The organism is Pantoea anthophila (genome assembly GCF_006494375.1).
GTDB lineage: Bacteria > Pseudomonadota > Gammaproteobacteria > Enterobacterales > Enterobacteriaceae > Pantoea > Pantoea anthophila.
In genome coordinates, this window is record NZ_VHIZ01000038.1 from 69189 (window position 1) to 93933 (window position 24745).

Here is a 24745-nt window from a genome sequence, read left to right on the forward strand (position 1 = left end):
TGATGGAACAGGCCGTTATTCTACCATGCAGCGACGCAACGACCAGTAGCGGGCCGTCAGTTCTGCGCCTCCGCGCAGGGTGAGCTTCGCCGGCGTGTCCGGAAAATAGCGGCTGCTCATCACGCCTTCCCCCTCATTGATGAAAATCTCCACGCTGGAGTGGTCGCAGAGGATCTGTAACCGGCGGGCTGCCCCTGTCCAGTAGCGGAAGATCCACTCGCCCGTAACCAGACTGCGACGGGCAAGCCGCAGTTCATCCTGCTGCCACGACAGGATCAGCGTATCGGCAAAATTGAGTTCGATATCTCCCTGACTCTCCAGCATCAGCTCCAGTCGCGCGGCGGCGATCGGTGGCATGTCATCAGCGCGACCCTGATAGTGCTGCTCCGCTTCGCGCAGCGCCTGCAGTTCAGCAACCGGCTGCTGACAGAGCCGCCCGTTGCGTGAGCTCAGTTCACGCAGGCAGGTCATCTGGTGGATCCAGCGATGCGCGACCGTCGGCTGGGCCATCTCCTCGCCATCCGGCGTACCCATCCAGCCCACCAGCAGACGCCGTCCGTCTGCAGTAAGCGTGGTCTGCGGCGCATAAAATTCAAACCCGGCATCCATTTCATTCAGCGGGCCGTGGGTGTACTCAGCCTGCTCATAATCCAGAGAGCCGCTCAGCCAGGCGCAGGCGTGGCTGTTCAGGTAGCGTTTTTCTTCCGGCGCCACGCCCTGCGGACAGCAGATCAGATAGGTGCTGTCGCCCAGCGTGAACATATCCGGGCATTCCCACATGTAGCCCGCGGCGCCCAGTCCTCCCCGCTCGCTGCCCGCTATTTCGCCGAGAGAGTGCCACGCGCGCAGATCGTCAGAACGCAGTAACAGCACCCTGCCCTGCCGCTGCGTGGTCTGCGCCGCCAGAACCATGTACCAGTGGTTTTCGTGCCGCCACACTTTAGGATCGCGGACGTGGCCGGTATAACCCTCCGGCACGGCAATGACCGGGCCGAGTTTGTCGAATTCCCCTGCGCTGTTCTGCTGCGCCAGGCATTGCCACGCGGTGCGCGAGCCATCCTCAAATTTGACGTTACCGGTGTAGATCAGCGTCAGCACGCCGTTCTCCTCCACTGCGCTGCCGGAGTAGCAACCGCTGCGGTCATACTCCTCATCAGGCATCAGGGCAATGGGCTGATGCTGCCAGTGCAGCAGATCCGCTGAGCGCCAGTGACCCCAGCACTTATGCTGATGTGCACACCCCAGCGGGTTCCACTGGTAAAAAAGATGATAGTGTCCGTCAAAATGGATAAAGCCGTTAGGATCGTTGAGCAGCCCGGTCACCGGTGCCAGATGCCAGCCGGGATAGTGGCGGTCGCTGAGCGCCGCGGGCATACCCTGCATGACCGCCTGCAGGATAGCGGCCAGACGTGTTGATGCGCTCATTATTCCGCGTCCGTTTTATATTTGAGCAGGTAAGAGATCACAAACGCCGAAATGAAGGCGATGGCGATACCGATAATATAGTTCAGCAGCGACCCGGCCTGCACGATGGCCATGCCCGGCAGACCGGTCAGGCCGACGGCGGTCATGTAGACGTGCACCGAAACCACCCAGGCTCCCCCCAGCGCGCCCCCGACCAGGCCGGCAATGAAAGGTTTCATAAAGCGCAGGTTGATACCAAAGATCGCGGCTTCCGTGATCCCCAGCAGCGCAGAGAACGCGGAGGGCAGCGAAATCGCTTTGATTTTTGCATCGCGGGTTTTAAACCACACCGCCAGGCAGGCACCGCCCTGAGCGACATTCGCCATCGCCCAGACAGGCAGCAGGAAGTTTACCCCGATGGACGGATTACCCAGCAGCCCCGCTTCGATAGCGTGAAAGCTGTGATGCACACCGGTAATGACGATCACGGAATAGAGTCCGCCGAACACCAGGCCAGCCAGCCAGCCTGCGTGTGCGATCAGGGTGCTGAGCACAAAGGAGATGCCATCACCCAGCATACGGCCGGCCGGACCGATGATCAGCAGCGCAATGAAGCCAGACAGAATCACGGTCAGAAACGGGGTCAGGATCAGATCGAGGGCATCCGGAATAACCCGGCGCAGCTGCTTTTCCAGCATACTCATAAACCACACGGCCAGTAGCACCGGGAATACCGTCCCCTGATAGCCGATCATCGCCACTTCAAAACCAAAGAAGTTCATGGTGTGGAAACCCGACGCGACCCCCCAGGCGTTAGTCAGGGCCGGATGCGTCAGGATGCCGCCGAGGGTCGCGCCGAGAAAGGGGTTACCGCCAAATTCGCGCGCCGCCGTAAAGCCAATCAGGATCGGCAGGATAATAAAGGCCGCCGAGCTGCACATATCGAGCATGATATAGAGCGCATTCTCCGGGTTAACCCAGCCGTAGGTTTTGACCATCCCCAGCAGGCCCATCAGCAGCCCCGACGCCACAATGGCCGGAATGATCGGCACAAAGATGTTCGACAACAGACGGGCAATTCGCTGGAAAGGGTTGAGCTTACGGGCCGCAATATCCGCCGCCTCAGACTTACTCGATTCGCTGATGCCCGCCTCGGCGATGAACGCCGCATACACCTTGTTCACCACGCCGGTGCCAAAGATCACCTGAAGCTGTCCCGCATTGCGGAAGCACCCCTTTACCCCCTCAATCCGGCCAATGGCAGCGGTGTCCGCCAGCGCATCATCGGCCAGCACCAGCCTCAGCCGGGTAGCGCAGTGTGCGGCACTGGCGATGTTCGCTTTGCCACCCAGCAGGGGCAGGAGTGCCCGGGAAATCTTCACATAGTCCATACATACCTCTGTCTTGTTATGTTTTTATCCGCGTGACTATCCGGCCCCGGATGCGGGGCCAGCCGGTCAGAACCAGGTTTCCATCTGAACGCCGAAGTTCCATTCGCCACCGGCATCAAACCCTTTACTGCCGAAGGCGTCGTCACTGGCATAGTTATCCAGCCGGTGATCCCAGTCCATCCAGGTAGCAAAGAGCCGGATTTCCGGGCGCTTGAGGAAGTCACCGACATCACCGGCTTTCAGCGTGGGCGCCACGGTGAGCTTGGTGAAGCTGCCGCTGACCGCGTTGCGATTGTTATACCCCTGCGGACGCAGATCCATGTACTGATAGGAGCCCTCATACTGCATCTCAAAGTTCTGCGTGATTTCCTGAATCAGCCGCAGGTTGACCGTCGCCCAGTCGTAGCTGTCCCCTCTGACGTAACGGTCATCACTGCGCTGCGCCAGTAAAGCAGGCGCAATGTGCCAGCCGCCGCCCAGCGGCGTGATGCCGTAACTTGCCAGACGCCAGGTGCTGGCCTCCGGCAGCAGTGCGCCGTCAGAGCCAATGGATTTCACCTCCGCTCCCAGTCCGTGACCGTAAAGCAGTGCAGTTTTCGACGAACCGTCTGTCAGCCCATAGAAGCTGTCGTTGTGCAGGCCCAGCAGCGCGTGGACGCCGGTATTGGCTGCATCGCTTTTGACTTTGTTACCCTCAATATCCCGGCGGTCATCGTTATCTTTTGCCCGCAGGCCGCTGACCATCATCTGCACCGGACCGACAAAGTTGTTCAGTGACAGGATGTAGTTCTGCGCGGTGTTTTCGTTGTTTTCAATGTCGCCAAAAGTACGGCCATAGAGAGAGAGGTTGCTGCGCGCCTGATCGCTCCATTTCATGTCGTAGATACCGGCACCGGTTCCGGCAAGGAACACCGCATCGGAGTCGATCCAGTGGATATCAAAGTTATCACGGTCAAAACGCTTACCGGCCCAGACGGTGGCGTTGTCGAAGGCACCGGTAAAAGTAGGCAGCTGGCCCAGTTCGACAAACGCCTGACGCAGATTGAGGTCGCTGCTGGCGGCCGTCCAGTCGTTATAGGTCCGCTGCCCGTCGGCCAGCATCGCTTTAAAACGGGTTGTGGCCCCGCTGGCCAGCGTCTGCTTATGCTCCAGATTCAGCTCAACGTAGGTATCCGGTTCATTACCCAGACGACCAACGTGACCGCCGGTCTCCCCGGCGGGGGTTACGGTCGGACCGCCCTGGGTTTTAGCGGCTGAACTGTTCATCAGCAGGCCGGATCGGGCATAGCCGTGAAATTCAAAGCCGCCTTCATCGGCCGAATGCTGCTCCAGCTTCGCGGTGCGCTGTTCGACCTGAGCGGCAGAGGCCTGATTCTGCTGCTGAACCGCCGCGAGCTGCTGAGCCTGCTTCTCAGCAGCCCGTGCGCGGGTTTCGGCGGCATCCGCCCGCTGCTCGGCCGCCTGAAGCCGCTGCTCCATGGCTGCCAGACGGGCTTCGATACTGCTCATGCTGGAATCGGCCCAGACGGGAGAGGAAAGCAACAGGGTAGAAAGGGTCACTGCAATGGTGCTTTTTTTCATTTTTTTATGTCCCTGAGAGGAGGCTATCATCACCGGCTTTTTGCTAAACCGGTTTAGGCCAAATCATAGCCACGGGTAATTTCCCTTCGCAACGAAAATAGCTAAACCGGTTTAGTGATTGTGAGATAGTTCGCAAAACAGGGGTAAAAAAGCAGGGATTACTCCGTCAGTTCCTGAAGCTGGTGGAGCCAGGGGAGTGCAGTCATGGCGCCTTTAGCCGTGGTGGCTAGTGCACCGCAGCGCTGAGCACTCGCCAGCGCGCGGGCCAGCTGTGATTCATTGGCGGGCAGACCCGACTTTGCGAGTTCCCACAATAACCCCGCCACGAAGGCATCGCCTGCGCCCGTCGTATCGACACTGACCACAGGGGAGGTGCTGTAGTGCGCAACCCGGCCCTGATAACAGGCCAGCACTCCTTCCCTGCCCCGCGTCACCAGCAACAAATTGATCTGATAACGCGACGCCAGTTGCAGCATGCGCCCGGCCGCTTCACCCTCCGGACAGAGAAAATCGAGCTCTTCATCTGACAGTTTAACGACATCGGCGTGACTGAGCGCCTTGCTCACCACCGCCTGCAGCAGTGCCGGATCGGGCCAGAGGTCGTGGCGCAGATTTAAATCAAAACTGACATGCCCGCCTGCGGCCCGGATCTGTTCCATCGCCTTCAGCGTGGTGGTGCGCGAAGGCTCTGCCGCTAAGGCGATGGAACAGCAGTGCAGCCACTCCCCGCGGCCGAACGCAGGCAGGTCGCCCGGTTCAAGAAACAGGTCGGCGCTTGGCCGCACCATAAAGGTAAAAGAGCGTTCGCCCTGTTCATCCAGCCCGACCACCACCGTCGAGGTGCGGTGCCGGGGATCGGTTATCATGGCCCCGGTGTCGACCTGCTCTTCCTGCAGCGTCTGCCGCATGAATTCACCAAAGGGATCCGCGCCAACCCGGCCGATAAACGCGCTGTTTCCCCCCAGACGCGCGACGCCCACTGCGACATTGGCGGGCGCCCCGCCCGGACACTGCATTAACCGACCCGGCATTTCGGGAAGTAAATCCACCACGGCATCGCCGAGGCACCACACGCGAACTGACATACAGACTCCTTTAATCAGACCTGAACGCTAAACCGTTTTAGCTATAGCGGGAAACGATGCCAACTTCAAGTGTTCTAATGCTGGAGCGATACCTCGCTGACAGCCGCGAGCAGGTCATTGGGGTAGAGAAGCGATAAAAAAAACCGGCCTGAGCCGGTTTCGTTTTCGCTGAAGCGAGGCAGGTTACTTCAGGGTGGCGAGAATCTGCCGGATCGATGCGTCTATCTGCTCAGCAATCTCTTTCGGCAGACGACTGAATTCATACTGTACGGTGCGTTTCTCGTCATTGGTTTTACGGCGCGCGTAGGTGTTTGCCGTGGTAAAGGTGGCCAGTTTTTCCGTCACCGTTTTGCTGACCGGCGCGGGCTTTTTTAACTGGCGACGGGCGCTTTTAAAGGCATTGAGAATGGCACTTTTTTTCTCATCTGCATTTGCGCTCAGCAGTGAACCCTCAGCCTCCAGCTGCTGCTCAATCCCGCTGATCAGTTCCGTGACGTCTGCGGCCTCCGCCTTTGCTTCTTCCCACACGTCGAGCAGTAACTGGTAGTCCTGCAATGTCAGTTCCGACACCACCGGGAAGAGGCCGATAAATTCGGCGGGTACGGCAGCCGCCTGGAACGCGCGGGAGACTTTGGCGTTAGAGATGCCTTCGGCTTTAGCAATCTCTGATTTGCTCATGCCGTTCTCGTTCATCAGCATAAAGCGCAGTCCCAGCTCGCGCAGGTTATGCTCTTTTGCTGTCTGAATATCCGCGGCCAGCTGACGCGCATCCGCGAGGCTCAGCGCATCGGCGGTTACCAGGACTTCCAGACTGGCACCCGACAGAATGCAGGCGGCGCGGCGGCGGGAACCGTCCATGATCTCAATTTTGTCACCGTTCACGCGACCAATGGCCGGGAAAAACTGCTGCAGCGTAATGGTCCGGGTGATCTCCTGCAGCGACTCCGGTGTCAGGCTGCTCTGATCCCGTCCGTTAATGGCCGGGTCTACGCTGGTCCGGGTTTCGATATCGTCATGCGGGATCAGCTGACGCACAAAGGTCGCCTTCGCGCCCGATTTCAGCGTAAAAGTCCGCGACTGGCTGCTGCTGTCGATCATGCTTGCAATCGCGGAGTCGCCAAATTTGCGGCCAATGCGCTGTATAGGTTTGCTCACAGGGTGCTCCTGATATATTCGATGCGATCAAATACCGCCCTTGAGAACTGCTCAGCTTCATATTTCGCTTTACGCAGGGCATCGGCACTGCCCGGATACGAGGAAGGGTTGGCACTGATCACCGTGTCAAAAGATTCACCGCAGCGTTCAAATCCATCCAGGCGCGGTAAGCTGCAGTCCAGCATTGATTTCGTAAAGACTTCCCGCGCATAGCTTTGCGATGTCAGGTGATCGTGTTTAGAGGTCATTTTTGACATGAAGCCGATATTTGCCTTCAGTCGCGGTTCAACGCCTTCAGATTCAATCCGCTCCAGCATTTCCGGCAGGCGGGTCAGATACTTCATCGTGGAGTGAAAGTCGACCTGGGCCGGTGGCGTAGGCGTCAGCAGCACATCACTGGCTGCGATCGCGTTCAGCATAAAGGAATCCAGATGCGGGCCGGTGTCCAGGAAGATAAAATCGTAATCGCCTGCCAGACGATCGATGACGTTACGGCGCAATACTTCGGATGGCGCTACCCCCGGCAGGTGTTCGGCAACCAGCTCTTCCCAGTCGCTGGCCACAAAGCCATCGTCAATTGACGCCGGGATAACATCCACGCCAGGCATGACGGTAGGTTTGATGAACTGTTCGCGAAGCTGGTCTGCATCGAGATCGTTGAGCATCGCCTGAGCGGCCGTTTCCAGAACGGAACCCACGCTGTTGGTATGACTCAGGAACATGGTGCTTGATGCCTGCGGGTCCAGGTCGATAACCAGGATGCGCAGATCGTTATGCAGCATGGAGGGGTGCGCGCGCATACCGTGGGCGAGCGTAACGGTGCTGACCGTTTTAGAGACCCCGCCCTTGAGGCTGACAACAAAGACGACAAAAGGGCCGTCGTGGCGGTCGCGATATTTCGGCACTTTACGGTGCTGATAAATGTCGACGACGTTCTGAATGGTCAGTGCATACTGCGAGGTACTGCCCGTCTGTTTTTTGCCAAACTGGTAGCCAGCAGCTTCCATATCCCCGATAGCCGCGACGACCGCGTGCTTGCTCAGCAAAGGCATATTGGCAACGGCATTACGTGAGAAGGTCTGGTAAAAACCGGTCTGGTTAAACTCCTGACGCTGCTGCTCAATATGGTTACTCAGTCCATGTAACATGGAATTGGCGCGCGTGGCCATTTCCAGCACTCCACCATAATCACGCTTCATAAGCCCCTCTGATTTAATGTTTTTTGGCATACTACACAAAAAGCGCATATCTGCCAATTTTTTAGAAAAATGCCAAAAACCTGGATTTTTCACTGCAGACGATAAGAAATCGTCGGGAAACCATGCAGGGTGCTGAAGGGAGCAGGGTGATGGTGCGGGCATTTCTGTAGGATACAGCCAGCTCTGAGCGTCTTTATGATGTGGTGTTCAGCTGCAGGCAGCGCCGTGAGAAGGGTGTTTTCATCATGAAAATATTGAAATAGTTATTAAAAATCAATAAGTAACGCGTGAAATTCCTTGGTGAAAATTGCAGTGGAGCATGGTCAGACAGGGTGTTTTTTCATTCTGCTATTCAGACCGGCAATGAATTCTGAACCACGCTTACTGAAAGGCGACTTTCACAGCTCTATTCAGCGGCGTAATCGTTTACAGAAATCTTTTTCTCAGTTAAACCAGCATGACAGAGTAGCAAGAAGGCGGGGGAGTAAGACGTCGTTTTGTGAGCCGTTGTGTCCGGCGTCAGCCAGGTCACTGCCAGAGGCGCAGAAGCTGTAAGCACAGTGCATGCGATGCGATAAGGCGTCTGGTTTCGGGGATGATCATCAGTTTTAACCTTTCTCTTTCTTATGGCATAAACCAGCCCGTCGTCTATCTCCTACAGATGAATTCAACGAAGCATTTTACCTTCGGGCTTTGCAACCGGCGTGGACATCTTTAAAGGCGATCTGCTCGATATCGATTCCCTGCGGTGAGCCTTCGCTGGTGTCGACACGCTTTTTCTTCTGAATGCTGTCACCGGGGATGAATTCACACGCCCTGATTACGCTAAATGAAGCCCGGCAAGCCGGCATTGACCGGGTCGTTCACCTGTCGGTGTTTGTTGCTGATAAGGCCGTAAACGTGCCTCACTTTGCTGTAAAGTTAGGCGCAGAGCGCATGCTTGAAACTCTGGGCTTCAGCGCGACCATTCTGCGGCCTGCCTACTTCATCGATAATGAGGTAATGATTGCAGACGTGGTCAGAAAACATAACGTTTATCCGATGCCCATCGGTTCCAAAGGGGTGGCTATGGTTGATGCCCGTGATATTGCTTAAATAGCTGCCATTGAACTGATTCGTCGCGATCGGGCGGCGGGGAAGCTGTCTGTTGAGACAATCAATATAGTCGGGCCCGACATCCTCACCGGCGCGGATGTGGCTGCGATCTGGACTGAGGTGCTGGGTCGCCCCATTGCTTATGGAGGTGATGATCCGGGCGGCTTTGAGGCCAGTATGGCAAATTTCATGCCTGAGTGGATGGCATATGAAATGCGCATTATGGCCGAACGTTACGTCAGCGACGGCATGATCCCTCAGGAGGGCGACCGCGAGCGTCTGGTTAAGATGCCAGGCCGTGATCTGCATTCTTACCGCGAAACGATTCTGGCTCTGGCCAGATGAAAAGAGGGGGGAGTTTAACCGGAAGCCGGGATAAGTATCAGGGCGGTTAAAACCGCCCTCCTTAAGATCCCGGACTCCCCTTTATTCAGCTCTACATTTTTATTCGCAGATGATTACCAGATAAGTTCTCGCTTTCTCATCCAGATTCGAAAATTGACTACTGCGCTCTGAATCGGGTTCTTTTCTGGCAGGTCTGAACTTCTCTTCTTCTGCATATCACTCTGCTCTCGCATTCTGACTTTTGCTTTACTGGTGTGTAATTTTCCTTTACCGGCAAAAGTATTTCACTGGATGTCAGTTGAATATCGAAATAATTCACGGTGTTTTCATCATGAAAAATTCCGGATAAAAATATATAAATCAATTTCTTAGGTAAGATTTATTCAGGGTGAGTTTACGTTTTTCTCTTCAGAAAAAGTTGATGGCTGATCGACAACTTAAGCGCACTACTCACCCGGAAACCCCGCTGACGATAATTTTTGTTTTTCGGTGAGTTTGTTTAAACCCTCCTGTGTCAGGCTTTGGGTCTGGTCATGTTTGCTGAAACGGCTTAACGCTGAATCACGGCAGAAAAGCAGTTTCATTTGAGACGGGAATAGCGTCTGGTTTGGGTCTTTTTATCCCCGTTATCCACAGGCCAGATCCAATTGGTCGATCCTCAATAGATCACATTGAGATCCTAAACAGATCCCCGCAGCGGCCTGAGCCTTGTGACACAAGGCCTGAGAGGGGATCAGTAACCACTATAGCGAGAAAAACAACCACTGCGGAGAGCATAACAACCACTATGGCGAGAGAAGTAACCGCGCTGGTGAGTAGTGAACAACCACTGTAGCGAGCAGACGGCCCTGATAACGGTGGATAAACGGCAGTGCTATCAGCTACAGCCTGCTTTCAGGCTGGCTCTGAAGATATGGGTCTGGTCGGCTGGTCTGATTTTCTGAAAATGAACGTTTAACCGCGCGTTTTTACACGTTTATCCACCGATTCGATCCAGTAACCGATCCTCATAAGATCATTAATAGTTCCTGAAAGATCCCTGCAGCAGGTCAGGCCCCGACAGCACTGGCTTAAGGCCCTGTCAGCAACCACTGTAGCGAGTAAGATAACCACTGTGGTGAGAGAAATAACCACTGCGGTAAGTAGATTAACCGCTATAGTGAGTGATAGTATCCACTGTATCGAGTAACAGCGGCTGTTGCCTGTTCATAACACGGATCTGCCTGATGCCAAGAAAAGAACCCGATATCCTGAACATAGCGGATGCATTTAGCGAAACAGACAAACGCACTGGCGAGGTTGTTACTCTCACGCCTAACAGCAACAACACCGTTCAGCCGGTCGCGCTGATGCGACTTGGCTTGTTCGTTCCGACGCTGAAATCCACGGCGCGCAGTCAGAAAAACCAGATGAATGCCATGGATGTGACACAGGATCTTAAACAGTTATCCCTGGTCCGCTCGGAAGGGTATGACAACATCAAGATTCTGGGTGCCCGCCTGGATATGGACAACGATTTCAAAACCTGGGTGGGGATCATCCGTGCCTTCGCCACGCATGAGTGTCTGGGAGACACGGTAACGCTTTCTTTCGTTGAATTCGCCAAATTGTGTGGCATACCCTCTGTGCGTCTCTCCTCGAAGCTCAGAAGCCGTCTGGATGCTTCCCTGACCCGTATTGCCTCCAATACGCTGACATTTACCAGCAAGGGCGGCGAGAACTACACCACGCATCTGGTGCAGTCTGCCAAATACAGCATCAAAAAGGACACGGTCACCCTACAGGCCGATCCCAAAATCTTTGAGCTCTACCAGTTCGACAGGAAAGTCCTGCTGCAGCTGAAAGCCATCAATGAGCTGGCACGTAAAGAGTCGGCCCAGGCGCTCTACACCTTCATTGAGAGTCTTCCGCCTAAACCGGCGCCGATATCTATGGCCCGTCTGCGTGCCAGACTTAATCTGACTTCGCGTGTGATCACCCAGAACGCCACCGTCAGAAAGGCCATGGAGCAGCTGAAAGAGATTGGATACCTTGACTACACGGAAACCCGGCGCGGCTCATCGGTTTACTTCTGGGTCCATTACCGTCACCCCAAGCTGCGCCCGGCCGAGCTGCCGCTCAGCAAGTCTGGTCTGATCGATGACGAAATGGATGAGTTCGACGATCTCTACAACGATCCGACTGTTATTGATGTCGGCCAGCCTGAAGCCGTGATGGAAGAGGAGAGCAGCGAGCTGGTGATGGTGTCACGTGAGGAGAAAGAGCTGCTGAACAAAATCAGGAAGCAAAAAAAGCAATAATTTTCAGACGTTAGCACGCCTCGTTCCCTGTGATAGCCCTTTCCGCTCGCGGCCTGAGAGTAGGGATGTCAGGAAGGCCTGACCCAACCACTGTAGCGAGTTACGTTACTCTCTACAGTGGTAATCCACCCGCTGCCCGCGTCAGAGATCCCGCTCAATCGCTGTGGCCTCCACCTAATCTGCCTTGTGTCGTTTTTAACCGACGCAGCCAGTGTTAACTCGCTACAGTGGTTGCTCTTCTGTTAAAGGTGATGATGAGTACGGCTGACACAGAGATTTCTCTGCTTTACTCGCTACAGTGGTTATCCGGCTGAACGTCTTCATGCCTCAGAAGAAGCGGGGCAGGGCAGGTATTTATCGCGCAGCGCGCGCTTCACTTACTCGCTATAGTGGTTACCCTTTCTGTTTTCGAAGCTAATCGTGCCATTCCCATGCTCTTCCTCTCCTGTGAGCTACTCGTTACAGTGGTTATCAGGTTGTTTTATCGCTAAAGCGGTGAGTTAATGATCAGATAATAGCGTTTTAAGGGGTAAACACACTCGCTACAGTGGTTGCCAAACGGAAACAGGCAGGTGAGGTTTACTCGCTATAGTGGTTGTTACTGTTTCTGACCGGCCACGCCTTAAGGGGGTTTACCTTATGTGTGAGTGCTTACTATTGTTATATCGCCTGTCAGATAAGACCTCAAGAAAAATACCAGGACGATGCTCTGCCTCAGTCATCACTCGCTATAGTGGTTCTCTTAAGACTGACCGCCACAGAACTGACCTGCATGAAAGGCCCGATGCACCCGAAATGGCCTCAGAGAGTCCCTGCAACAGTAAACACGCCTCCTGCCTGAGGAGTCTTCTCGCTATAGTGGTTGCTGGCCTGTTTCCCGTCGCTGAACCGCCTGAGCAGGAACTCTCACTGGCACCGATACTCGCTACAGTGGTTACTGACGCTGAGCTGAGCAGCGATTCACTCGCTATAGTGGATATCTGGCACATTACGCCTTTGCCGGTGTGCAAATATGTAACAAATCGACTTTCCGCAGGCAGCAGGGAAGTAACATTACTCGCTATAGTGGTTATCCCTCATTCCTGTGCCTGACTGGTCAGAAATACGCTGTCAAAACGGGAAGCTGTAAAAGCTCATACAACAGGTCAGGGAAAAGAGACGGGGCAGGGAAGTGAATCAGTGAACTGCGCGAGGATTGTCAGGAGTGAGGCAACAAAACGGCCGGCGCGCCAGCCGCTCTGTTGCTGTTCAGGCAGGTTGCGTTACATCGCCTCCCGGTATTCCGGCCAGGCGACCGATTCAGCCTGGTAGCGGCCAGCGGCAGCAAACAGGGTGCCCTGGAAGTTGATCACACCAGCCGCCTCCAGCCACATCCACTCCTCGGCCTGGACGATACCGGCTGCGATTACGGTGATTTCCAGCGCAGAACAGCATTTGATAATTGCCTGAACCACCGCCTGTTTGGGGCCGCTGCGGTGAACGTCGCGGGTGATCCCGGCGTCGATACGAATACGGTCCGGCTGAATGTGGGTCAGCAGCGAAAGCCCGGCGGAGCCGTCTCCAAAATTGTCGATAGAGAGGCTGATCCCGGCGGCTTTCAACGCACGAACCGCTTCAGAGAAGGCGGCCAGCTGAGAGATAACTGCCGTTTCGCTCACGCCGATGACCACCTGCTCCGGCACCAGTCCCGCCTGCTGAATGGCGGCCACAATCTGCGTGACGGCATCGGGTATCACCACCAGCGTCATCGGCAGCAGGCTGACGTAGAGCGTCATGCCATCAGGGCAGACCTGACCTGCATGGGCGAATGTCTTTTTCAGGGTCTCCAGATCGTCAGCGTGAAGCTGGGCGTCTGAGGCTGCATCGGAGGGCGCCGCTCTGACAATAGTGGCTTCAATCGCGGTAACCTTGCGAGCCAGCGGATCGACGACCGGGCGGAAACTGACGCCTTCTGTTTCAGGGCGGGAATCCGGCACCTCGTTATGCTCTGAAATGAATTCCCAGTAACCGGGCGGAAGAACCTCGTAATAGTTCTCCTTCTCGCGTGACTCAACAAAGGTCCGCAGGAATTGCAGTGCCCGATCATCATAGGTCAGTTGATATTTCGAGGTCCCTTTGTCCAGCACCGCCTGGAGCAGCGACGAGCGGTCATGTTCACGCAGGTCAAACAGCGACATACCCGCATTACCAAACCGGCGGGAAGGTGCGTAGTCGCGCATCAGCTCCACGACATTATGATGCCGGCGATCGGCACAGATGCGCTGATAGACTGCCTGAACGCCTGCTTCCGGCCCCTCAAGCAACTGGAAAAAGTGTGTGCCGTTGAATAACAGGATGCCTGTTACGTCGTGCGCAGTGTTGATTTCGCTGGCGTGATCGACCATCTCAGGCAGGGTTCTGACCGGAAAATCATCGGAAATATGGCTGCGGTATATAATGGTAGTCAGCATGTGCAGCTCCGCTTTAGGTGAATATAGCGCACACGCTAACACTGTTTAAAAAATGTTTCATCTTTCCTTACTGACTGTAGCACGGCGTGCACACGGGCAGGCAGCAATAAGCGCAGCGGCTGTCGGGTGACGTTCCGGATCACAGCTCCGGTACGTGCAGACGGTCACTCAGCAGGGCTCTCCGCGCAGCTTCCAGTTGAGCCAGTGATCCAGCGCTTCTTCGTTCAGCGGTCTGGAATAGAAGTAGCCCTGTGCCTGGTCACAACCATACTCTGTCAGCGAGGTCACCGCATCGGGACACTCGACCCCCTCAGCCAGCACGGTGTAGTCCAGCTCTTTCAGCATGGCGATGATGCTGCGGGCAATGATGCGTGAGGCAGTATCGGAAGAGAGCTCGCTGATCAGGGAGCGATCCAGCTTGATAACATCCAGCGGCATCCGGCGCAGATAACTGATATTGCTGTAGCCGGAGCCAAAATCATCCAGCGAAATCGTAAATCCACACTCTCTGAGTCTCTCCAGCCCGCGCAGGGCATCAGGGCTTTCAAGGATACGTTCAGTTTCCAGACACTCAATGCCCAGCAGTGAGGTGGGGAGCTTAGCCCTGACCAGCTTGCTTTCCAGTGCTGAAGCAAAGCCTTCCTGCGAGAAGTCGTTCACGCTGACGTTAATCGTTAACGGCAGCTGGATGCAGCTATTCCTGAGCCGCCTCAGGCGGGCTACCGCCTGATCGATAATCCAGGCGGTCAGCACAGAGAGCAGTTCGGTCTGTTCAGCCTGCGGGATAAAGGCACCTGGCGAGAGTTCACCCCGGGTAGGATGCTGCCAGCGGATCAGCGCTTCCAGCCCCACCGGTCTGCCACTCTGCAGGCAGATTTTCGGCTGGTAAACCATATAAAGCCCGACGTTGTCGCGCAGCGCAGCTTTAAGATCGTTCATCAGCAGTAAATCGTCAGCATGCTGCGTCTGCGCCTCGGCGTCATAGCGCTGCGAGGGCAGCCCCAGTCCGACCGCATCGTTCAGGGCACTGACGGCGCGACGTAATACCTCAGGTGCCGACAGTTGACTGGCCACAAAGCCCGCTTCGCCGGTGTGCGGTGTCAGCGCGACCGACAGTCCATCATCCACATCTGCACTGATCCCCTCCAGACGACCGGCCACCCAGGCGGCACTCAGGCGGCTGTCTGCCCGGGTCAGGATGGCAAACCGCCCGGTGGCCACGGTATAGAGCATTTCGCCCACCGCCGGACGCAGCCGCAGTGGCAGCAGGGTGGCCATATCTTTCAGCAGGCTTTCAACCGGCCCCATTCCCATCGTGCGGGCCAGTTCATAGGCTCGCGACATATCAATGCAATCAATCAGGACCAGGCGGCGGGGTGTGATGTCGCCCGCCACGGCCAGATACTGCAAATCCCGGATCAGACGCTGGCGGTTAGGCAGTCCGGTTACCGGATCGACAAACCCGGCCGCATGCCAGGCTTCCAGAAAAGACATGACCAGCGTGGAGAGCAGGGTCAGCGTGATGACCTGGTCAGAGGTGAACACATGCGGCTCGGTATCGGTCACACACAGCGTACCCAGAATAATGTTATCGCGCGTTTTCAGCGGCACGCCGGCATAGAAGCGAATAAAGGGTGCACCGGTGATCAGGGGATGCCTGACAAAACGCGGGTCGTGCCAGGTGTCGGGCACGACCATAGGCGTGTTACTGTCGACCACGTGGCGACAGAGAGAATCTTCACGCGTGGAGCGCTGAAGATTGAATGTGTGCGAGGCCTGTACGGTCTGATACTCATCATCCAGAACAGAGATAAAGCTGCCCGGAATGCCCAGTGCCTGACTCGCCAGACGGACAAATTTCCGCAGGACGTCATCGCGACTTTCATCAGGACTGCGCAACGCCTGTATAGCACGGCTTCTGCGTTCATCATCGCCGTTTAAATTCTTAAGCATGTGTGTATACCCCGCACCGGTTGATTACGGAGCGAAAAAGAAAACTGTCCGGTTTGAAATGTCGATCAGGCGGCAGTAAATATAGCGTATTTTTTATTTTCCGCTGAATGATAGGTGACTCTGCGGTAGCTGTCTCTTAATATTTTCTTTAACGCATTAAAAGCATGTTTACGATTCGAAAATTTAATCGAAGAGAGGTGTTAATATTTACATATTGTTGTCATTTTCAGAAAACGCGTGATTTCAGACTTTTTAATATTTATTTCAGGCAGCAGAACAATATGCATTCAGGAGCGTGAATGGTTTTGCTAAGTCAGTCTGAACCCTGCAGCCGCGACAGGCTCCGGAGCCGCGTCGCTGAGCAGAGACGGGTGAGAAAGATAACCTGTTAATATGACTGGTAAAAGCAGGAAACCGGGTCATTCCGGCAGAGATAACCTGTCGCCATTGTGATGGCTGAATCAGGCCAATCCGCCGCCGGGCTGCCACTGACGCAGCACGTCAGGCAGTAATCAGGTTAACGTTTGATGCCGTGGCCGGACTGTGACGGACGCCGGGGTGGCGGGTTTTGCTCCAGCCACGCACGCACCTGTTCGGTCAGCGATCCCTGTTCGCGAATCGCACGCGTCAGCCTCTCCTGAGTCGTCTTCAGCTCCTGGGTCCAGTAGGTGATTTGCCACTGTTCACGGATCTCTACCCGTGACAGATCGTCGGGTGAGCGACGCTGGATAGGATTTTTCATTTATTATCCTCCTCGTATTTTTGATGGTGCCCGCTGAGCAGCATCCTCAGGCTAAACAGCTATCGTGATGAAGAGTGAGGCATTGAGGTAGCGGATTAATCCCTGAATCGCGCTTAAGTCAAATATCAGGACTATTCCTGGCTGGCGCAATAAGGCACTCTAAAAAAATAGAAAAGTCGCCGGCGGGGCAGAATTACCCGTTTCGTTTACAAAGAAATCCTGCCGGAATGCAGAATCCGGAATTTGACATTTATTTAAAATGGTCAATTATTCTCAGGTCAATTCGCAGGGCCACTTCCGGGTCGCTTCGCTTTATACAGGCGAAGCGCTGCGCCTTTGCGGTTTCATCATGTTGAAGGAGTCCTTTTTGGTTAATCGTCCCCCTCAGCCGCCTGTGGCTGTTCAGAGTAATGTGCGTGAACTTCGTCTGGCCGCCGGGCTGTCACAGCAGAGCGCCGCAGAGCGTTTCGACCTCAGTCTGCGCGTCTGGCAGACGAAAGAAGCTGCAGCCAATCCTGCGTTACTGAGTCAGGGTGAATATGAGTTGCTGCTGCTGCTGGCCGGCCGTCATCCTCATTTCGTTCTTGCACCGCAGAATAAAAAATAGCGGCAGCCCGCTATCCTGATTTGATTCCCGGTGATAACAGGATCCGGTGAAGCGGAAAAAAATCTATTTCCCGGCTTGAAAATGTAGCCCTAATCCCTATTTTGAAGGTGATCGGGAATCTGAAACCGGTCAGATGAACTTTTGGATGAACCTGTTCAGGAGATTATCACGATGTCACTACAACCCTTTTCAGTTTTGCCTTCGCTGGCTGATTCCGTTTTTTCAGACCGCTTCAGCCGCATCGATAAATTGTTCAGTCAGCTGACGGGTGACAGCCCGGTCACCTCCGTTCCCGCTTATGATCTGCAGCGCGTGGAGGATAACCACTATGCGCTGACTGTCAGCACGCCAGGCTGGAAAGAGCATGAGCTGGAGATCGAGTTACGTGGCGGACGTCTTTCCATAGCCGGTCACAGGGAAAAAGCGTCGCAGGAATCGACAGGCGAGGCCCGGGAGGAGAGCGGCGGCTGGATCCATCGCGGGATAGCGCGCCACGACTTCCAGCTGAACTTTTCCATTCCGGAGCATATGAAGGTCACCGGAGCCAGTCTGGCTGAAGGATTACTTCGTATCGATCTGATTCAGGAGATACCGGAGAGCGAGAAACCGCGTCGCATTCCGATTGCCATCGGCGGTCCGCGTACGCTTGAGCATCACTGATAGCTGCAGGGCGGAAATGGCAAAGGCTGTTTCCGCCTTTTTGATGGCGGGCAGGCAAAAGAAGTCATGCAATCAGGCGCTGGCGGAGAGGGTGTTTTCAGGCAGTTTCACGCGGGTGTCTGTTCCGGTCAGCATGACGGGATCGCCTGCCTCAAGACTGGATTGAAAAATTGCCTTCCTGGATGGCGTAATTCCGTCGCCACACCACATCAGATGGTGCTCAAAGCGGTGATTCGCCATGGCAGGCACGCCTGACGCCTCGGCGGCCACTTCAACCCGGAATCCCTGTCCGTTGAGCCGTATCGCTTCCATCCAGATCTCTGTCTCATCCGTCACGCTGACCGCTTCAAGGAACAGCGGGATGGTGCTGCGTCGTCTGGCGGCCTGCGCCAGGCGTTCCCACTGACCCACCACGGCGGTGTGAAAACGCTCAAGACGCTGCGCTGCCCCTTCGCTGACGTCAGTACGCAGCCAGAGATTAAGCGGGCGCAGGTAGCAGTTCACATAATCATCGCCACAGTAGTCAATGTTCATCATCCGCAACTCGCGATGAATATCCTCGTCTGAGCTCTGAGAGAGCAGCTGCAGCATATCCTCTTCCCGGCAGGCCCAGCCGCCGGGCAGCGTAACACTGGGCCAGTTAAGCGCTGCATGGATATCGAAAAGCGTATGGCCGCCTGACGTCATATCCCGCACATAGAGGGCACGCGTAAGCTGATTATCTGAATAACCGCCAGCATCCGGTGGCGTAATCAACCCGGCGCGGCGCCAGCGTCTCAGCGTTTCAGGAAGAACACCGACAAGCGCACATATCGTGTCGGTAGAGTGTTGAGGCATGATTGGTATCCGTAAGGTTTTGGGCTCCCGTCACCAGGGAAGTCAGCGTAGTATGCGCGCCAGCGATGAATAAAGAAACAATCATTTCCATAATGTATCGGGTGTTGCACAGCGGGGCGGGGTCGTTAACATCCATGAGAGAAAAGGGCAGGCACCGGGCGCGTAAACGCCCGGCGGGAAAAGGGGATTACCAGTGATACTTGTTGGAATCTTCCCACTCTTTCACTTCCTGCTCGGCACGATCTTTCTCGTAGCCGTAACGTTCCTGAATTTTACCGACCAGCTGATCGCGCTTCCCTTCCACAACGGTCATATCGTCATCCGTGAGATCGCCCCATTTTTCCTTAACCTTACCTTTGAACTGCTTCCAGTTACCGCCAATGCGATCTTCGTTCATGGTGATTCTCCCAACTCGGTGATTATCCAGGGATCTGATGAATATCTGTTGGCCAGATGGCTGTCAGATGGATCAAGCATGGCACAGCTTTTGCTCTTTGCAGCGAAGCGGTGTGAGCCGCATCAAATTATGAGCAAAACGGCAGCGTGCAAGCGGAAGTCAGGCGGGATTACGCCAGTCGTCGTGAGGGCCAACTGACGGCAGGCAGGGCGTTGAGAGCAGGGCGCGCAAACAGAAAACCCTGGTAATAGCGAACCCCGGCACCTTCAAGCCAGAGCCACTCTTCAATTTTTTCAACGCCTTCTGCGATGACCGTGATTTCCAGCGCCTGACAGCATTTCAGGATGGCCAGCACAATCGCCTGACGCGGGCCGCTGCGGTGAATATCAGTGATCAGCTTGCGATCGATTTTAACTTTGTCGGGCTGAAAATCGGCTAACAGAGACAGGCCAGCAAAACCGGCGCCAAAATCGTCGAGCGCCAGGCTGATGCCGGCCGCTTTCAGCTGGCGCACTGCGGACTGAAAGGCGTCAAAGCGTGAGATGACCTCATCTTCAGTGACTTCTACCACGACCTGCTCCGGTCGCAATCCCTGCAGCCGGATTTGCTGAAGAAGATGATCGACCGCCCCCTCGATCATCACCAGTGACATCGGCAACAGGTTAACGGAGAGGGTCTGATCGCCCAGGCCAAGCTGTCCGGCTAGCCGGAAAGCATAGGTCTTGGAGTGAAGATCGGCCTGATAGCGCTGGCTTTCCGGTAGCTGAGAAAAATAGTCGGCGGGTGAAGCGCCATGCTGACCGCGGATCAGGGCTTCACAGGAAACAATCTGGCGATTTGTGGCATCCACAATCGGCTGCAGCGCAAACTCACAGCGCTGATCGGCGGCCGGCGGGCAGGAAAGCGGTACAGCGGAGGAGGAGGGAGTGGTCAGTGTCCACTGACTGGCTGGTTCAATCTCAATAAAGGTCTCTTTATCCCGTCCTTCAACAAACGAACGCAGGAATTTGACGACCCGATCATGCCGGATACGCTCCTCATTAAGCGTGACCCGGTCAAGCAGAGCCTCCACCACGGTATGCTCCTGATAGTCACGCAAATCAAACAGGGCCATGCCGGCGTGACCAAATCGCCGTGCTGGGGCGTAGTCACGCATCAGCTCGATCAGATTAAAATGCCGATCGTCCTGACTGATTCGCTGAAAAACCGTGTGGACATTCTCAACGCTCCCCTCCAGCACCTGAAAAAAGTGCTGCCCGTCATAAAGCAGGATCCCGGTGACCTCGGCCTCGGCGTTTTTAACACTGGCACGCTCCACCAGCGCCTGCAGTTTCTCCGGCGAGACAGAACCCGCAAGCTGGCTGCGGTAAATAAGGGTGGAGAGCATAAGCGGACTCGCATGGCAGTTGAGACTTATTAACAATATCACAGATATTTCGGGGGTTAAGGGCACAACTGAAATGATTATGCTGTTCTGCTTTCGGTATTAATATCGCTATGAATCCCGCCCGGGTTAAGAGGCATTAATCGCCATTTTCCCGGGACAGCGATCAGGCAATTGTAATAAAGCAGAAAAGCCCCCCCGTTAAAGCGGGGGCGAACAGAAGATATAGCGCATTATTATAATGACACAGCATCCCTGGTGAGGCGCTGGTTAATCGGATGTTTACAGGTTGCTTTCACCAGCCCTTTTACGCTGGCCGGTGAAACGTGATCTCTGCTGCTGCACTCTCTGAAAAAGTGCCCCCTGTTTAAGGGGGCAAGGGTAGGAGTCAGATCACTCTGTAAAGGAAGTGGATTTCGTTACAGAGCCATTTAAAGATAGGGCAAAAGCGGCCTGAATGCCGCTGCGGTTAACCGTTTTTTTAGTTTGATATCAGATGATTAGAAAGATCACTTTAATGCATTTTCAGGTTAATCAATGTGTTAAACGTCAATGAAAACGTTTTCTAAGATTTGGATTAAAGTCCCGTTTCGCTGGCGGACACGGATAAAAATGGCAGGGCAGGGCGTCCTCCGCAGCCGAAAACCAGACAGGCTTGACCGACTCCGGGAATAATTATACTGTTTATATATACAGTTAATGGTGGTGAGACGTTGCGGGGGCAATGCAATGCAACAGGATGATGCCGTCTGGATCGCATTCAGAGAGGCGATGAGGCGGGATAGCGAGGGGCTGTGTACGATCAGCACCCGGGACTTTGTCACGCAGCTGGACCTGCACAACACACCTCACACCATGCGAGCGGCGAATGTCTGGATAGAGATCCATATCACGACATTCCGTGATATCTCCACCGAACCGGGTGAGTGCCGGCTGTTTCAGGTTCCTGCGGCGCGCAATTAGCGCGCACCGCAGCACCATCAGGCATTCAGCCTGCCTGCAGAGACAGGCTGAGGCCGCAATCAGGCCCTGACGCTGCTTTGACGCAGCCCGGCGCGGTCCTGGTAGTTCGGCCTGGCAGAATAGCTCTTCTCGCAGCCCGTGCGGGCCATATTCAGAGCCACTTTGCGTTTTTTCAGCTTAATTTTCGGTAACCACTCTTTAAACTGTGCCGTCAGCGAGGCCGCCTGCTGTTCGTTTGCAACGCGGCAGATAAACAGCTTGCTCTTGGTCTGACGGGTGACATCAATGGCGTAGATCTCAACGCCACTGCTGCATGCTTCATATTCAACATCCGTAAACTGCATGTGTGGCCAAAGACCGGTTCTGGTTTCAAATGTGGCTAAATCCATGATGACTACCTTTTTTTATTGTAAGCGTTAGTGCTGTCCGGCAGGTTAAAACCTGGTCGGGCCAGTGAGCATAGACCAGAATCAGCATTCCGCCAGTCAATTCACTAATTTAATCTGGCCCTGCCACAAATGGCTAAAATCCGAGTTGCAGGTGCTCCCGCCACAACGCGATTTGCCCTGCCCTGAGGCTGCTGAGCGCGCTGACAGGGCAGGATTTCGCTGTCGCGTTCTGCCGCTGACAGCCGCCGCGTACCCTCTCCAGGAGATGAGCAGGCTTAGCGTTGCCGATTACCTGAGCACTGCTGTTAAATCAGCCACGTTATTATCAGATCGCCACAACTGACATTCAGTGCTTATATCCGGCATTGTTGCTGCATATAACGATAAAGAGTTAAGGGAGGAAAGTGAGCATGGATGGCGGGATGTAAATAATATGTTAACGCTAAAAGAGAATAAGAATCAGCCTCTTTGCGTTGTTAGTTCACTCTGCGTCAGGCGCAAGAAAAAATAAAAAAATATATCTCCTGCGATCAATTAAAGCGCCGCTGAAAAAAGCCGATAAGAACGATCCAGCATTAACATTTGTTCAAATTATTCTTTCTCCCCAGGGGTGCTTTATGACTATTACACAGCGTCTGGTAATGATTTTCTCACTGCTTGCAATGTCACTGATTGCACTGGTGATTATCTCGTTATCTGTGATTTCGGGTTTTCAGTCCCGTTTTGAATATGTGCAGGTGAACGCGATACCCAGTATTCGCGATCTGAATAAATCGATCAGCGTAACCAATCAGTTAGGCATTGCTCTTTACCGCTATCACAGCACCAGCGATGAGACAAAGTTCCCCGCTGCAGAAGAGCGCATTAATAATCTGCTGCAGCAGATTAAATCGCTGAACGATTATTACATGGCCAATGACATCTCCAGCGATGAAGACAAGGCGATGACAGAACAGGCCAACAGGAATCTGGATGCGGTGCGCAGCGCACTGCCCGCTTTTCTTGCTGCGGCTCGCGCTCATGATGACGCGGTCACCCTGCCACTGTTGCAGAGTGAAAATGGTGTGGGCGCTGCAACCCGTAAAATGGAAGCGGACTTCACCCGTCAGATTCAGCTGAACATCGACATCGGCGAACAGCTGCGTGCTGAAAACAAACGCGTCTACACTCAGACCCTGTGGGCGATGTCGGGGGGATCATTACTGGTGATCCTGATTCTGGCTGCCTTCTCCGTTAAGGTGATCATGGGCATCAAAAGAAGCCTCTCTGGCATCGTCAATACCATGACCCAGGTCAGCCACACGCTTGATCTGACGCATACTGCGGATGTCAGCCGCAAGGATGAGATCGGCCAGACGGCCATAGCGTTTAATCAGCTGCTGGCGCGCGTCTCTGGCACGCTGCTCTCGGTGAATCATGCTGCGCAATCGGTCAGTACGGGTTCAACGCAGATCGCAGCAGGTAACGAAGATCTCTCTGCCCGCACCGAAGAGCAGGCTGCTTCACTGGAGCAGACCTCAGCGAGCATGGCGACGCTGAGTGAAACGGTGCGGCAGAACTCCGAAGGCGCGCATCAGGCCAGCAGCCTGGCGAATAACGCCAACCATATGTCGATCCAGAACGGAACGGCTGTGAAGCAGATGCTCACCACGATGGATGATATTCGCGCCAGCTCGGCCAAAATCTCGGAAATTACCGGGCTGATTGAAGGCATCGCCTTCCAGACGAATATCCTGGCGCTGAATGCGGCGGTGGAAGCAGCACGTGCCGGCGAACATGGTCGCGGTTTTGCCGTGGTTGCGTCGGAAGTGCGTAACCTGGCACAACGCTCCTCGTCGGCTGCCCGCGAAATCAAAGACCTTATTTCTACGTCCGTTTCGCAGGTTGAGCACGGGTTAGAGCAGGCCAACAGCGTCGGTTCAAACAGCGAAAACGTTCGTCACGCGATCCAGCAGGTCGCCGATCTGGTCAATGAGATTGCCGCGGCTACCTCTGAGCAGAGCAAAGGCATTGAGCAGGTTCATCAGGCGATTGGCCAGATGGACGAAGTGACGCAGCAGAACGCCGCGCTGGTGGAAGAAGCCTCATCTGCCTCGAAATCACTTCAGGAACAGGCCGAAACGCTGTCGGCGCTGGTCTCGACCTTTACCGTTGAAAGCTCAGGCCGTGTTGCACCGCAGCTGCAGCCACAGACCGCTTCTGCCTTCCGTCCGGCTAAAAAGAGCCGTCAGCCTGAACCGCAGAGTGTTGACCTGAGCAAAGCAAACTGGGAAAGCTTTTAAGCTTTAAGCCGTTCCCGAAAAGCCTCCACATTGTGGGGGCTTTTTTTTTGCCTTTATTTCATTTTTATTTCAATGCATCACGCTTCTTTAAATTAAATGAAAACGATTTCATTTATTATATTTTCAGGGCCTGCCCGGTAATAACGGTTTGAATATTAATTGCCCGGGAAGGATAAATTAATCTCTTATCCGTAATGATAATTATTCCTGAAAAAAGACGGCAGCTAGTATCGGCTGATTCCGGGCTAACTTTAATTTCTTTATTTTCCAGATGTTGATGCTGAAGTCTGGCTTAAGGCTTTACAGGTGATATTTATCAGGCAGCGTTCATAACATTGATATCTATCGTTATTTTTCAGTTTGGCTTAAGTGAAAGTGGCTGTAACTATCGTCTGTTTATTCACTGTAAAATAACCTGGCGCAATCTATACTCTCTCTTGCTGTTATCCAGCCCTTTATTTAACTAAGTAAATTTCATTGCCTTCAGGCGGCTTTGTGCTACGCGCAAACCGCTATGGGCTGCATA

General features: G+C 54.5%; 20 protein-coding genes. 7 read left to right on the plus strand and 13 right to left on the minus strand.

From position 1 onward, the window contains the following. Window positions 1–15 precede the first annotated feature (15 nt). From FJW00_RS09335 to FJW00_RS09360, 6 genes are all read right to left on the minus strand, one after another. Window positions 16–1425 (minus strand): sucrose-6-phosphate hydrolase, encoded by a 1410-nt coding sequence (locus FJW00_RS09335; RefSeq protein ID WP_140923786.1) that lies wholly within the window; start codon window positions 1423–1425, stop codon window positions 16–18. After that, on the minus strand, window positions 1425–2795 hold the full coding sequence (locus tag FJW00_RS09340; RefSeq protein ID WP_046103061.1) for a sucrose-specific PTS transporter subunit IIBC: 1371 nt from the start codon (window positions 2793–2795) through the stop codon (window positions 1425–1427). The genes FJW00_RS09335 and FJW00_RS09340 overlap by 1 nt, the downstream gene beginning before the upstream one ends. Before the next feature lie 66 nt (window positions 2796–2861). After that, the gene (locus FJW00_RS09345; protein ID WP_140923788.1) at window positions 2862–4376 is read right to left on the minus strand and encodes a carbohydrate porin; all 1515 of its coding nucleotides are present in this window, start codon (window positions 4374–4376) and stop codon (window positions 2862–2864) included. A gap of 158 nt (window positions 4377–4534) precedes the next feature. After that, entirely contained in the window at window positions 4535–5461 is a 927-nt protein-coding gene (gene cscK, locus FJW00_RS09350; protein WP_140923790.1) for a fructokinase, read from the minus strand. Between the two features lie 183 nt (window positions 5462–5644). Beyond that, on the minus strand, window positions 5645–6616 hold the full coding sequence (locus FJW00_RS09355) for a ParB family protein (RefSeq protein ID WP_140923793.1): 972 nt from the start codon (window positions 6614–6616) through the stop codon (window positions 5645–5647). Further along, window positions 6613–7815: an AAA family ATPase gene (locus FJW00_RS09360; protein ID WP_009093252.1), complete on the minus strand. Its 1203-nt coding sequence runs from the start codon at window positions 7813–7815 to the stop codon at window positions 6613–6615. The genes FJW00_RS09355 and FJW00_RS09360 overlap by 4 nt, the downstream gene beginning before the upstream one ends. A gap of 936 nt (window positions 7816–8751) precedes the next feature. Between FJW00_RS09360 and FJW00_RS22800 the strand changes: the two genes are divergently transcribed. The 3 genes from FJW00_RS22800 (at window position 8752) to FJW00_RS09370 (ending at window position 11555) form a co-directional block, all read left to right on the plus strand. Further along, on the plus strand, window positions 8752–8910 hold the full coding sequence (locus tag FJW00_RS22800) for an SDR family oxidoreductase (RefSeq protein WP_444939631.1): 159 nt from the start codon (window positions 8752–8754) through the stop codon (window positions 8908–8910). Window positions 8911–9009: 99 nt separating this feature from the next. Continuing rightward, window positions 9010–9255 carry a hypothetical protein gene (locus tag FJW00_RS22575; RefSeq protein ID WP_258317031.1) on the plus strand — a complete coding sequence of 82 codons (246 nt, stop codon included), beginning with the start codon at window positions 9010–9012 and terminating at the stop codon, window positions 9253–9255. Window positions 9256–10481: 1226 nt separating this feature from the next. Further along, a complete protein-coding gene (locus FJW00_RS09370) occupies window positions 10482–11555 on the plus strand; it encodes a RepB family plasmid replication initiator protein (protein ID WP_009093253.1) in 1074 nt (357 codons plus the stop codon). Between the two features lie 1262 nt (window positions 11556–12817). Here the strand turns inward: FJW00_RS09370 and FJW00_RS09375 are convergent. The 3 genes from FJW00_RS09375 to FJW00_RS09385 all read right to left on the minus strand — a co-directional run bounded on the left by FJW00_RS09375 (window position 12818) and on the right by FJW00_RS09385 (window position 16700). Beyond that, the gene (locus FJW00_RS09375) at window positions 12818–14005 is read right to left on the minus strand and encodes a diguanylate phosphodiesterase (protein ID WP_009093254.1); all 1188 of its coding nucleotides are present in this window, start codon (window positions 14003–14005) and stop codon (window positions 12818–12820) included. Between the two features lie 168 nt (window positions 14006–14173). After that, window positions 14174–15958 (minus strand): EAL domain-containing protein, encoded by a 1785-nt coding sequence (locus FJW00_RS09380; RefSeq protein ID WP_140923795.1) that lies wholly within the window; start codon window positions 15956–15958, stop codon window positions 14174–14176. Window positions 15959–16475: 517 nt separating this feature from the next. Next, window positions 16476–16700 (minus strand): DUF3606 domain-containing protein, encoded by a 225-nt coding sequence (locus FJW00_RS09385; protein WP_140029917.1) that lies wholly within the window; start codon window positions 16698–16700, stop codon window positions 16476–16478. A gap of 367 nt (window positions 16701–17067) precedes the next feature. On the opposite strand from FJW00_RS09385, the gene FJW00_RS09390 reads away from it, so the two are divergent. Both FJW00_RS09390 and FJW00_RS09395 read left to right on the plus strand, forming a co-directional pair. Next, entirely contained in the window at window positions 17068–17307 is a 240-nt protein-coding gene (locus FJW00_RS09390) for a hypothetical protein (protein ID WP_009093257.1), read from the plus strand. Window positions 17308–17478: 171 nt separating this feature from the next. Continuing rightward, the gene (locus FJW00_RS09395; RefSeq protein WP_009093258.1) at window positions 17479–17967 is read left to right on the plus strand and encodes an Hsp20 family protein; all 489 of its coding nucleotides are present in this window, start codon (window positions 17479–17481) and stop codon (window positions 17965–17967) included. A gap of 72 nt (window positions 17968–18039) precedes the next feature. On the opposite strand, the gene FJW00_RS09400 is transcribed toward FJW00_RS09395, so the two are convergent. The 3 genes from FJW00_RS09400 to FJW00_RS09410 all read right to left on the minus strand — a co-directional run bounded on the left by FJW00_RS09400 (window position 18040) and on the right by FJW00_RS09410 (window position 20588). Beyond that, the gene (locus FJW00_RS09400; protein ID WP_140923799.1) at window positions 18040–18804 is read right to left on the minus strand and encodes a MerR family transcriptional regulator; all 765 of its coding nucleotides are present in this window, start codon (window positions 18802–18804) and stop codon (window positions 18040–18042) included. Between the two features lie 187 nt (window positions 18805–18991). After that, window positions 18992–19201 carry a CsbD family protein gene (locus tag FJW00_RS09405; RefSeq protein WP_009093260.1) on the minus strand — a complete coding sequence of 70 codons (210 nt, stop codon included), beginning with the start codon at window positions 19199–19201 and terminating at the stop codon, window positions 18992–18994. Between the two features lie 169 nt (window positions 19202–19370). Then, window positions 19371–20588, minus strand: coding sequence for a diguanylate phosphodiesterase (locus FJW00_RS09410; protein ID WP_140923802.1), 1218 nt, complete (start codon window positions 20586–20588; stop codon window positions 19371–19373). Window positions 20589–21314: 726 nt separating this feature from the next. On the opposite strand from FJW00_RS09410, the gene FJW00_RS09415 reads away from it, so the two are divergent. Next, window positions 21315–21548 carry a hypothetical protein gene (locus tag FJW00_RS09415; RefSeq protein WP_009093263.1) on the plus strand — a complete coding sequence of 78 codons (234 nt, stop codon included), beginning with the start codon at window positions 21315–21317 and terminating at the stop codon, window positions 21546–21548. A 59-nt stretch (window positions 21549–21607) separates the two neighbouring features. Here FJW00_RS09415 and FJW00_RS09420 read toward each other — a convergent pair whose 3' ends face one another. Next, the gene (locus FJW00_RS09420) at window positions 21608–21937 is read right to left on the minus strand and encodes a hypothetical protein (protein WP_046103071.1); all 330 of its coding nucleotides are present in this window, start codon (window positions 21935–21937) and stop codon (window positions 21608–21610) included. A gap of 617 nt (window positions 21938–22554) precedes the next feature. Here FJW00_RS09420 and FJW00_RS09425 point away from each other — a divergent pair. After that, window positions 22555–24219, plus strand: coding sequence for a methyl-accepting chemotaxis protein (locus FJW00_RS09425; RefSeq protein ID WP_140029914.1), 1665 nt, complete (start codon window positions 22555–22557; stop codon window positions 24217–24219). The last annotated feature ends 526 nt before the right edge of the window (window positions 24220–24745 follow it).